Source organism: Streptococcus sp. HMSC034E12 (assembly GCF_001835915.1).
Lineage (GTDB): Bacteria > Bacillota > Bacilli > Lactobacillales > Streptococcaceae > Streptococcus > Streptococcus vaginalis.
In genome coordinates, this window is sequence record NZ_KV826441.1 from 71586 (window position 1) to 83633 (window position 12048).

At 38.2% G+C, this 12048-nt stretch carries 12 protein-coding genes; all 12 read right to left on the reverse strand.

Going from position 1 to position 12048, the window contains the following annotated elements; genetic code table 11:
- Window position 1: 1 nt before the first annotated feature.
- Window positions 2–451, reverse strand: a complete 450-nt coding sequence (locus HMPREF2574_RS05765) for a MarR family winged helix-turn-helix transcriptional regulator (RefSeq protein WP_024051587.1) — start codon at window positions 449–451, stop codon at window positions 2–4.
- A 71-nt stretch (window positions 452–522) separates the two neighbouring features.
- Window positions 523–1431, reverse strand: a complete 909-nt coding sequence (locus HMPREF2574_RS05770) for a YihY/virulence factor BrkB family protein (RefSeq protein WP_070812283.1) — start codon at window positions 1429–1431, stop codon at window positions 523–525.
- A 50-nt stretch (window positions 1432–1481) separates the two neighbouring features.
- Window positions 1482–2339, reverse strand: coding sequence for a methionyl aminopeptidase (locus tag HMPREF2574_RS05775; RefSeq protein WP_024051589.1), 858 nt, complete (start codon window positions 2337–2339; stop codon window positions 1482–1484).
- A 24-nt stretch (window positions 2340–2363) separates the two neighbouring features.
- Window positions 2364–3641 (reverse strand): CBS-HotDog domain-containing transcription factor SpxR, encoded by a 1278-nt coding sequence (spxR, locus tag HMPREF2574_RS05780; RefSeq protein WP_070241666.1) that lies wholly within the window; start codon window positions 3639–3641, stop codon window positions 2364–2366.
- A complete protein-coding gene (locus HMPREF2574_RS05785; RefSeq protein WP_024051591.1) occupies window positions 3634–4185 on the reverse strand; it encodes a GNAT family N-acetyltransferase in 552 nt (183 codons plus the stop codon). The genes spxR and HMPREF2574_RS05785 overlap by 8 nt, the downstream gene beginning before the upstream one ends.
- A gap of 78 nt (window positions 4186–4263) precedes the next feature.
- Complete coding sequence (locus HMPREF2574_RS05790) at window positions 4264–5523, reverse strand: UDP-N-acetylglucosamine 1-carboxyvinyltransferase (protein WP_070812284.1); 1260 nt, start codon at window positions 5521–5523, stop codon at window positions 4264–4266.
- A gap of 359 nt (window positions 5524–5882) precedes the next feature.
- Entirely contained in the window at window positions 5883–7076 is a 1194-nt protein-coding gene (gene metK / locus HMPREF2574_RS05795; protein WP_070812296.1) for a methionine adenosyltransferase, read from the reverse strand.
- Between the two features lie 265 nt (window positions 7077–7341).
- Window positions 7342–8619 (reverse strand): dihydroorotase, encoded by a 1278-nt coding sequence (locus HMPREF2574_RS05800; protein ID WP_024051594.1) that lies wholly within the window; start codon window positions 8617–8619, stop codon window positions 7342–7344.
- A 12-nt stretch (window positions 8620–8631) separates the two neighbouring features.
- On the reverse strand, window positions 8632–9102 hold the full coding sequence (locus HMPREF2574_RS05805) for an NUDIX hydrolase (RefSeq protein ID WP_024051595.1): 471 nt from the start codon (window positions 9100–9102) through the stop codon (window positions 8632–8634).
- A 36-nt stretch (window positions 9103–9138) separates the two neighbouring features.
- Window positions 9139–9792 (reverse strand): uracil-DNA glycosylase, encoded by a 654-nt coding sequence (locus HMPREF2574_RS05810; RefSeq protein WP_024051596.1) that lies wholly within the window; start codon window positions 9790–9792, stop codon window positions 9139–9141.
- Between the two features lie 23 nt (window positions 9793–9815).
- A complete protein-coding gene (locus HMPREF2574_RS05815) occupies window positions 9816–10802 on the reverse strand; it encodes a Gfo/Idh/MocA family protein (RefSeq protein ID WP_024051597.1) in 987 nt (328 codons plus the stop codon).
- A 630-nt stretch (window positions 10803–11432) separates the two neighbouring features.
- Window positions 11433–11993 (reverse strand): DUF805 domain-containing protein, encoded by a 561-nt coding sequence (locus HMPREF2574_RS05820; RefSeq protein WP_257374217.1) that lies wholly within the window; start codon window positions 11991–11993, stop codon window positions 11433–11435.
- Between the last annotated feature and the right edge of the window lie 55 nt (window positions 11994–12048).

Consider the following 12048-nt stretch of genomic DNA (forward strand, 5'->3'; position numbering starts at 1 on the left):
CTCAATAATTTCTTTTTTGACCTTTTTTAACCAATTCCCAATCATCAGTAATATTCTGTCGCACCTTTACTAACATGTCTTCTAACAATTGAGCGTCTTCTTTGGGAAATCCTGTCAAAGCCTGCTGCTCAGAATAAGTGTGCTCTGATAAGATAAACGGATAAAGTTTTTTTCCTGTATCTGTCGCAAAAAGCTCTTTATTTTTTAAATTTCCAGCTACACTTCTTCTTTCAATCAAACCTTTACTCTCTAATTTTTTGACGGAGCGAGCAACAGTTGAACGATCAACTTTCAGCAAATCTGAAAGCTCTTCTTGAATAATACCGGGATTTTCTACGATACGAACCAAATAAAGATACTGCCCTTTGGCCAAATCAACATGGCGAAATTCAATATTCGCCATTGAATCCAACGCTCGGGCGATGATACCAATCTCTCGCAAAATCGTCATATTGCCTCCTTGAGCAATATTATACCACATTTTATTGCAAATGCAATAAAATAACTGCAAAAAAAGAAGTTTCATTTAAACTTCTCTTTATTTTTTATAAGTCTCGTTGTCAGTTGTTTGTGCCTCGTTTCAAATTCTTTTTCGTGACAACCTTGATAACTTGCATTTAAGATTGCCCCAATAATCATAATTTGGGCAATGAGGGTAAACCAAATCATGACGAAGACAACAAAAATGGAACTAAAAAATCGGACATCCATTAAGTGATTTACATAAGTGTCCAAATAAACAGAAAATAAATTTAACAATACCCCAATCGTAAAAACTACAAAAATCGTTCCTGGCAGAACATAGCGGATTTTCCTGATTTTTACATTGGGTAAAAAGTAATAAAGCATCAGTAAAGAAAGAAACAGCAAGGTGTAAATAGTCGGCTGGGTCATTCTTTGCAAACTGGCATATAGTTGATCATCAAACTCCCAAAAGCTATGAAGCAAGCGAAGCGACATTCTCCCAAACATTGTCAGTAAAAGAGACAAGGCAAAGAGAAATTGCAACCCCAAGCTAATGACTAAACTAAATAATCTATGTGATATCAGACCTCTATCTTTTGCAACACCATAAGCTTTATTAAATGCTTTTTGCAAAAATGACATTGATTGTGAAAATGCCCATAGAGCCGAAAGGATAGAAAAACTCAATAAGCCAGAAGAAGGCTGAGTTATCAAATTTCGGGTAACCTTTGCAACGACTTCATACAGAGATTCAGGCAGAACATCTTCTATTGCTTCCAAAAATTCTGCTATCGGAATTTGAAAATAAGGCAATATATTCACAACAATCAATAACAACGGAAAAATCGAAATCAGCAAATAATATGCCACCGCAATGCTTGTTAAATCAATCTCTGATGCTTGATAAAATTTAAAAAAGGATTGTAAAAACGGATTCTGTCCAATCTTAGAAACAAACTTTTTCATCTCGTCTCCTACTAGAATACTGAGCAAAAAGCCCCTTTCTATTCTTATTTTTAATAAGTTCCTTCTTCTCCTTGGCTAGTTAAGATAACAGGTCCATTTTTGGTAATCACAAATTGATGTTCGTATTGACAAGAAAGTCCACCGTCCAGCGTTTTATGAGCCCACCCCGTCTCAAAATCTGTGTCAATCTCCCAAGTACCTGTTGAAATCATCGGCTCAATTGTCAAGACCATGCCTTCACGAAGACGTAATCCGCGTCCAGCACGTCCGTAATGAGGCACCATTGGCTCTTCGTGCATAGTTGGTCCAACACCATGTCCTACTAAGTCACGAACAACACCATAACCATGACTTTCCGCATATTCTTGAATCGCTGCACCAATGTCACCAATCCTATTGCCAACTTGAGCAGCTTCAATTCCACGATAAAGGCATTCTTTTGTAACCTCCATCAATTGTTGTACTTCTTCACTCACTTGACCAACTGCATAAGCCCAGCAAGAATCCGCCACACCTCCACGGAAATTTTCCGTATAGTATTTCATTTGTTCCACATTATTGAAATCGAGTTTAGAAACATCTAACTCAGCTTTATCAACCAAGCCAACAACCATATCGACTTTAATTAAGTCGCCCTCAACCAATTTTTGGTGGCGTGGAAAAGCATGTGCCACTTCGTCATTCAATGAGCAGCAAGTGGCATAAGGGTAGTCCATGATGCTCCCTTCTACACCAATTTGAAGCGGAAGAGCATTATCTTCCTTACAACGTCTGCGGACGTATTCTTCAATTTCCCACATGTCAATACCTGGCTTAATCAAATCCCTTAAACCAATATGAATACTGGCGAGAAATGCACCGCTTTTTTCCATTAAATCAATTTCACGTTGTGATTTTAAAGTTATCATTCTTTCTCCTTAATATCTGAGGTATTAATTTATTTTTACTGTAATTGTTACTTTTGCAACCAGTTGAAGTTTGAGGTAAATATCGTAATCCAAAATAGCAGAGTGCCTTGTTTGTCGGACAATTCTTGGTCGAAGTGTCAAACTTTCATCAATCTGAACAGCTTGCAAGAAATAAATTGTCATTTGCTCAATGACAATATTCTTCTTGCCAGAGGTCACATACTGATGCGTTGCTGTCGTTAAAATTTCTGTCAAAATACCATTAGATAAGACACCGTTATTTTCTAACATAAAGGGTTCTACAACAAAAGTAAATTCATCATTAATGTGACGCAGTTTTTGAGAGACTTGATCGCTGAAAGTGGGCAGGCTGGAGACTTGGTCGCGACTCATTTTTTCCATGACATCACGACGCGTAATGACTCCAAGAAGAGTTTGATTGCTCCGAATGACTGGTACCATTTCAAAGTCTTCTGTAATCATACGCTGGCTAACATTGGCAATACTGGTGTTTAAAGTGACGGCATAGATATTTTTTGTCATGACTTTATCTAAAATCGTGTGAGGAGACTTGTCACCAGTATCACGCATGGTCACCACGCCAACTACCATATGGTGCTGATTAACGACAGGAAAACGACTGTTGCGATTTTTCCGGACCAAATCCATAAAATCACGAACGGTATCAGTATCTTTCAAGAATCCATATTCATGACTCCCCCGATACACTTGCTCCACTGTTAAAATATCTGTTTTAATCTGCATATTAGACAATGCACGATTGATGATTGTCGCAACTGTAAAGGTATCATGTTGCGATCTTAGAACAGGAATGCTTAAGCGATTCGCTAATTTTAAAACATCAGGACTCACTTCTAAGCCACCTGTCACTAAAACAGCATTTTCATGCTTCAAAGCCAATAACTGAATACGGGTGCGGTCTCCAATAATCAAGAGACCTCCTTCCGTTAAGTAACGCAAAAGATTCTTCTCGGTCATTGCCCCGATTGAGAATTTACTGAATTCCTTTTCAAGTCCGTCTTGACCAGCTAAGACTTCTGATCTCGTAATTTCAGCAATTTCTTTAAATGTTAAGTGCTCCAGCTCTACTTTGGGAGATTTTACGCGAATCGTGCCGCTACGAGGACGTGTTTCTACCAATCCACGATTTTCAGCTTCTTTAATCGCACGATAAGCAGTCCCCTCGCTTACTCCTAAATAATTGGAAATACTGCGTACACTAACACGCTTTCCTACTGGTAATTCTTCCAAATAAGCGATAATTTCTTGATGTTTACTCATGAAAGTCTCCTTTTTCATAGCAAAACTCTAAATAATCCCGCATTTTACGTGTATAACGGTCGCTCCCCTTGAACTGCCGCCTACAAGAAAATCCTGTCTTCTCGGCAACTATTTGGCTGGCTTTGTTTTCCAGATGAGTTATAATATAAAGTCGCTTCAAATCAAACTGTGTAAATGCCAAATAAACAATATTTTTGACGCACTCAGTCATCAGACCATGTCCCCAATAATCATGCCGAAGAAAATAACCAAGCTCTGCTTCGCCCTTGATTTCGTCTATCTTTTCAAATTTGATAGATCCGATCATTTTCTCAGAAGCTTTATCACAAATCGCCCAAATTCCAAGAGGATGTTTCATAAAATAATTAGCCAATACATGTTGGCTTTCTTGTAAATTAGCCTGCACAGGAAAAATGAAGCGTAGATTTTCAGGATTGGAGGCAATTTTATAAAAATCTTCACTATCCATAAAGGAAAATGGACGTAATACTAAATGTTCTGTTTCTATAAAGGCGAATTCCGCCAATTTTGTCCACAAATTCATATCTTACCTCTAAAGATAAGACCCAGTTGGTACGCCAACTGGGCTATTTCACCTCATCATGTCAACGCTGTTTCGAATCTATTCTTCGACAAGTTGAATGTCTGCTCCTAAACTCGTCAACTTTTCAATAATATTTGAATAACCTCGTAAAATAAATTCTACATTTGTAATTTCGGTTTTTCCATGAGCTAGCAAGCCTGCAATTACAAGTGCTGCTCCTGCCCGCAAATCAGTTGCTTTGACCGCTGCACCTTGCAATTGATTAGGGCCTTCATAAGCAATATGATTGACACTCGTTGAAATCTTTCCTGCCATTTTTACTAACTCAGGGACATGATTTACTCGCTTTTCATAAATCGTATCAATAATTAAGCCACGTCCTTTAGCAGTTAACAAAAGTGGCGTAATAGGCTGTTGCAAGTCTGTAGCAAAGCCTGGATAAGGAGCCGTCTTAATATTAATTGCTTTCAAATCATGTTGCTTTTCGACATACACACTATCTTCAGAAACGGTCATGCGAACTCCCATTTCTTCTAATTTCGCAATAAAGCCTTCTAAGTGTTCATAAAGGACATTGTTGATTTGCACACCTTCACCAATTGCAGCAGCCATTGAGATATAAGTTCCTGCTTCAATTCGATCTGGAATGACTTGATGACGAGTACCATGAAGTTTGTTAACACCTTCAATGACAATAATATCCGTACCAGCTCCTCGAATGTGTGCTCCCATATTATTCAAAAGTGTCGCTACATCAATGATTTCAGGCTCACGAGCTGCATTTTCAATAACGGTGCGCCCTTTTGCTTTTACTGCCGCAAGCATGGTGTTAATGGTCGCCCCAACACTAACTGTATCCATATAAATACTAGCTCCGTGAAGCCGCTTGCCTCTTGTCGAAAGGTTCATGGAATTTCCCTCGTAAGACATGGTAGCTCCCATGGCTTCAAATGCTTTCAAATGCAAATCAATAGGGCGCGGACCTAAATCACAGCCACCAGGCAAACCAACTGTTGCTTCGCCATAGCGACCTAGCAAGCTACCATAAAAGTAATAAGAAGCACGCAAACTATTGATTTTACCATAAGGCATGGGCATATTTTTTATCCCGCGAGGATCAATTTTCAGCGTATCGTCTTGACGCTCAACGGTTGCTCCCATAGCTTCCATGATGTCAATCAAACTGACAACATCGGAAATATCTGGCACACAATCCAATGTCACGATTTCATCAGATAAAATTGTCGCCGGAATTAAAGCGACTACACTATTTTTGGCACCACTAATAGTCACCTCTCCCTTTAAGGGGTGACCACCATTAATTACAATTTTTTTCATTTTTAGCTCTTTCAAGGAATTTATAATCAAATATACTGCACTTTATTATAACACAGTTTCTGTGAAAATCCTATCCTTTTAAAGAAATCTCTTTTAACTTGTCATTCTTGTTATATAACGATTACAAAACTATTTTACTTTTGTGTCATTCTAAAAAGGGAGCGGGACAAAAATCAATTTTGTCCCGCTCCTCAAAATGATAACTAGATCCGACAATCTAGGGAACTGCTGGAGTTTGCAGATAACACTAATATAATCGGCACAAATAAATACGTTTTAAGTCAGATTGCAACTGCGGCTGATTGTAAAATGCCACATAAAAAATTTATAAACAAGAGACTTGTATCCTAACTTCTTCTTTATTTTGCAACAACTGCTTTTAAAGCATCTACTTTATCAAGTTTTTCCCACGGCAGGTCAATATCCGTACGTCCCATGTGCCCATAGGCAGCAGTCTGACGGTAAATTGGTCGTTTCAAATCAAGCATTTGAATAATACCCGCTGGACGAAGATCAAAAATTTGTCGAACTGTTTCTTGAAGCTTGCTTTCTGAAACTGCACCTGTACCAAAAGTATCAATGCGGACTGATACTGGATGTGCAACTCCGATAGCATAGGCTAGCTGAACTTCTACTTTCTTAGCTAATCCTGCTGCAACAATATTTTTAGCAATATAACGCGCTGCATAAGAAGCAGAGCGATCGACTTTTGTGGCATCTTTTCCTGAGAAAGCCCCACCTCCATGGCGTGCATAACCGCCGTATGTATCAACGATAATCTTACGTCCAGTTAAACCAGAATCTCCTTGAGGTCCGCCAATAACAAAGCGGCCGGTTGGATTGATGAAAAACTTACTTTTTTCATCCAAATACTCTGCTGGAACTACTTCTTTAATGACCTTTTCAATCACATCTTGATGAATCTGCTCATTGCTTACTTCTGGGTCATGTTGTGTAGAAATAACGACAGCATCCACGCGCACTGGTTGGTCATTTTCATCGTATTCAACCGTTACTTGAGATTTTGCATCCGGACGAAGATAGGAAATTTCTCCAGACTTGCGAAGCTCTGCTAAACGACGGACTAATTTGTGACTGAGAGAAATAGGTAACGGCATTAGTTCAGGTGTTTCATCTACAGCAAAACCAAACATCAGCCCCTGATCACCGGCACCAATCAAATCAAGCGGATCTTGTTCAGCATTTCCACGAATTTCAAGGGCTTCATTCACCCCTTGAGCGATATCTGGTGATTGCTCAACAAGCGACGGATGCACCCCCACCGTTTCTGCTGAAAAACCATATTCAGCTTTTGTATAACCAATCTCTGCAATTGTATCGCGAACTATGCGGTTAATATCCACATAAGCATTTGTGGATATTTCCCCAAAAACATGGACAGATCCTGTATAGACAGCTGTCTCAGCAGCCACATGAGCTTCTGGATCCTGCTCCAAGATAGCATCTAAAATAGCATCTGAAATTTGATCTGCAATCTTATCTGGATGTCCTTCAGATACAGATTCAGACGTGAAAAGTTTACGTTCTGACATATTCATGTCCCCCTTTTAATGAAATATTCCCTCCTAAAAATTCTATTATTGCTAGGAAGTTACTTGAAAATCTGTAAACAGACTTACGTTAAAAAGTTACAAAGCACTAGTCTCTATGGTTAATATTTAACCTTTGACTACCTTTTCGGGACTATTTAACTTCTCTATTGTATCATTTTTTATCCTAATAAACAGAAAATATTCTAAAAATTATAAGAAATTTAAAATACAATAAAGTTGAAAAACACTTCCAACCTTATGCTTGTTATGATGATTTGCCTCCATAAACAATTTGTCCATCACAAATCGTATAGTGAACAACACCTTTTAATTTTTCACCGATAAATGGTGAATTAGCTGCTTTTGAGGCAAAATCTTCTGTTATCATGCGTTCAGCATTTGTATCGAAAATCGTGAGATCTGCTGGTCCATTCTCAGCAAGGTAGCCCGCTTCAAAATTATAGAGTTGCGCTGGGTTAATTGTCATTTTTTCCAGCAACTGCATGAGTGTCAAATGACCTGCTTCCACCAAATAAGTCAAACCAAGCGAAAGTGACGTTTCTAGACCTGTCATACCAGACGGTGCTTTGGTGATGTCTTTTGCATTCTTTTCATCAGAGTGATGAGGTGCATGGTCTGTCGCAATGACTGAAATAACTCCAGACTTAAGCCCTTCAATGACAGCTAAACGATCTGATTCCAAACGAAGTGGCGGGTTCATTTTAGCATTGCTACCTTTTAACAACAATAGCTCTTCTGTCTTAGAAAAATGCTGGGGCGCTGCTTCTGCTGTTACGTGAGTGCCCAATCGCTGAGCGAATTCCACGACTTTCACACTTTCTGCTTTTGATAAATGCTGGATATGAATATGAGTATTGGTTGCATGAGCAATCATCACGTCACGCGCAATCATACTATATTCAGCGACCCCAGTCGCACCACAAAATCCAAAATGTTCTTTGGCAATCTGCTCATTAAACCCAAGGATACCATTGAGTTCTGGGTCCTCTTCGTGAAGGCAGATAAATGTACCATTTTTGTCAGCTTCTTCCAAAGCTTCGCGTACTATTTTTGTACTTTTTAATGGAATCCCGTCATCTGAAAAACCAATAGCTCCCGCTGCTAAAAGCGCTTTGAAATCTGTCAAATGCTGTCCATCAAAATTCTTTGTAATAGTTGCAACAGACTTAATATGAATATTTTCACGATTGGCAGATGCTAATACTTCCTTTAGTGTCTCTACTGTTGAAATCGTTGGAGTGGTATTTGCCATCATCACAACCGTTGTAAATCCACCCGCTACCGCTGCTAAAGCACCTGTATGAATATCTTCTTTATGCGTCTGACCAGGTTCACGAAAATGAACATGAATATCAATCAGCCCTGGCGCCACCACCAATCCAGTCGCATCAATCACCTGAGCGTTTTCTGCTTTCAAATCCTGACCAATTTTAAGAATTTTTTTATCCTTAACCAAAACATCGCAAATCTGATCTAAACCAGACTTAGGGTTCATGACACGACCATTTTTAATTAACAACATGTACTTTTCTCCTTATTCTCCATAATAATCAACATGACTCTCCACCAACTTCTCTCCTTTGTAAGAAAATTTAGCCGAGAAGAATGGTTTATCTTCTAAAATCCAAGATAGAAACGTATGATCTCCCTCCCAAGTCGGTTTGGACAAAATTTCTTCATAGGAAACCCATTCCAAAGTACCTTCATCGCAGTCAATCAAGTCTCCCTCAAATTCTGTCACTTTAAATACGTACGTGTACCAGTCATTATCAGGTGTAAAATCTGGAAACGTGATAATACCTTTTAATACGGGCTTATTGACTCGCAAACCCGTTTCTTCCAAGATTTCTCGCACCGCACATTCCTGCGGTGTTTCACCTTTCTCTAATTTTCCGCCAACACCAATCCATTTGCCAGCATGAACATCATTAGGCTTTTTATTTCGATGCAACAACAGAAATTCTTTTCCATTGTCCACATAGCAAATTGTTGCTAATTTAACCATTTTTCTCCTTTCAACAGCTAAAATATATCAAACCACTTATAACAACCAATTTATCGGTTCCATTCCTTGAGATGTCAGAAAGGTATTTGTTTTAGAAAATGGTTTGCTTCCAAAAAAACCTCGATGAGCTGAAAGAGGACTCGGATGAGGAGATTCTAAAATGAGATGTTTAGGATTGGTGATCAAGGCTTTTTTCTTGCGTGCATAAGAGCCCCAGAGAATAAAAACAACAGGTGTATCTTTTTCATTGACAACCTTAATCACAGCATCCGTAAACGGTTCCCAGATTTGACCGGCATGTCCATTTGCTTGCCCAGCAGGAACGGTCAAACTGGCGTTCAGCAGTAGCACTCCTTGAAGTGCCCAAGATGTCAAATCGTGAGATTCTTTCATTCCAACGTCATCTGCCAATTCTTTCAAAATATTTTGAAGAGAAGGCGGTGCTGGAATATCATCTGGTACTGAAAAGCTCAGCCCCTGCGCTTGCTGCGGACCATGATAAGGATCCTGTCCCAGAATCACCACTTTTACATCTGCCAAATCTGTTGTTTGAATCGCATTAAAAACTTTTTCACGCGGTGGATAGATTGTGCCTGATGAATAAACTTGATTTAAAAAATAATTGATTTTACTAAAATAGCCGTCAGGCAATTGTTGCTTAATAAAACTATGCCAAGCTGAGTGTTCCATTGTTTCTCCTCTTTCATACTCGATTACTTTTCTTCCTCAGGATAGGTCATTCCCCATTCTTTTCGCAAATCCGTCATCATTTTCATGACATCACGGCTGTAATCCAAATGAATCTCATTTTTGTCGCCAGCTACTGCCGCTTCCATATCAAGAACCTCATACATTAAAGCTTCGCTCGTCTTTCCAGCTTCAATGACTTCTTGATGCCCATCTTCAGTATAAGTAATGACCGCCTTTTGCCCTCTAGGATATTCATACATTTCAATGTAGCCCTTATCATAAGCAATTGTTCCACGCTTGGGCTGTTTAGCATGGAGGCTCAAGGTCAAAGTCGCCATTTCTCCTTCGGCATTCGTCAGAAGAATCCCTGCTTGCTCATCGACACCCGTTGGTGCAAATTTCACTTGCGAAAGGACTTGATGAGGGCTAGATGTCATAAACCACCGAACAAATGACAAGGCATACACACCAATATCTAACAGTGCACCGCCTGCAAGATGACGATTAAAGAAACGATTGGTCATATCATATTCTTTGTAACTGCCAAAGTTCATTTGAATCATTTTTAAATCACCCAATTGACCACTGGAAATGATGTTGTTCAATTGTCGATAGATTGGCATATGGTAAATCGTCATCGCTTCTGCCAAAACGACATGTTCTTGCTCAGCTAATAAAACTGCTTCTTCCAATTCTTCTGAATTTAACGTAATGGACTTCTCACATAAAACGTGTTTCCCGTTCTTTAATGCTTTTCGCAAAAAATCAATATGCGTATTATGTGGTGTGGAAATATAGATAATATCCACATTTTCGTCCTTAAATACGTCATCAATCTGATCATAAACTTTTTCAATACCATATTTTTGTGCAAACTCCAAGCCTTTTTGATGTGTTCGATTAGCAACAGAATAGAGCTTCCCGCCTAACTGCTGCAAGGCCTGTGCCAATTCATTAGCAATCACACCCGTACCTAAAGTTGCCCAATTATAGCGTATCTTATTTTCCATAGTCCTTCTCCTAGCTACATGATTACTTTTATCATACCAAATTTTCCTTCATTTAGCCGACTTTTTATGTAGAGACATCCCTTTTGACAAAATCCTATGAAATCAAACTATGCTTTTCTATCTAAACAATCGAATAAAATCAAGGATTACAATTATTCAGAATATTCCTTTATGTTATAATAAATTGAGAAGGGAGCAATTTTATGTGGTCTTGGTTTATTGTATTTTTACTTTTGGTTATTGCTTTATTTTACTTTTCAAATATCATAATAAAAACTATTATCGGATTTGGATTATTTATTTTTGCGATTGCTATCCTTTGCCTTATTATTGATTATCACAACGATCCAAATAAAGACTAAAAATTGGCTTAAATAGGTCATTTTTCTAATGGGGTAAATGAGATATAAGATTGGCTTATTCAGGAATAAATTCCTAAAAATGATATTAAAAAAATCGTCATTTCTAAAAAACACCCCAATTCATTATTGGAGCATTTCTAGTTTAGTTATCCTCAGAGATAGCTGAGTCCAACTCTTTCTCATCTGATTGAACAACTTGTTCTGGAGTTTCAGTGGTAATCACAGATTCTTGTTGAGGTTGAGTTGGTGTTGTTTCAGGTTCAACTGCTTATTCTTGTGGTTGAGTAAATTGTTGTGTTTGAACAGGTTGTTGCTGAGATTGTGCTTGTTGTGTCGTAAGTTGTCCTTGGTAAACCATAGGTTGTACTTTAGTTGGCTTACAAAGTAGGACAATTAGAGCGATAGAACATGGTAACATAGCTAAAGCACCCAAGATATTTAAAAATGGAACCCACATCAAAAACGCAGGAGCTACATATAAAAAGATGAATGCCCAATGATAGCCAGCATCACGCAAATGATGCACAATAATCGCCACATTTGGGACTAAAGTTGCTATCCCAAAAATACTCAATAAAATGATGATAAAAAATACGAAACCTAAACTACTTATAAAAATACTTAAATCAAATCCTCCTTCATAATCATAATAAGTCGCTTGTTGTACAACATTGAAGATTGCAACCAAAATTGACCCAAAAGCCATAATACCAAATGGAAGTGTAATCAAAACATTGTACAAAACAGACCACCAATAGTCAGATCTAGTTGATTTTCCTTCAAAATCAGCATAGTGAGTCCAAAACTTTTTATAAGCTGTAAACATCATAAATCTCCTAACATTTTAATTTCTAATAGAAATATCATACTTTTCCTAATAAATC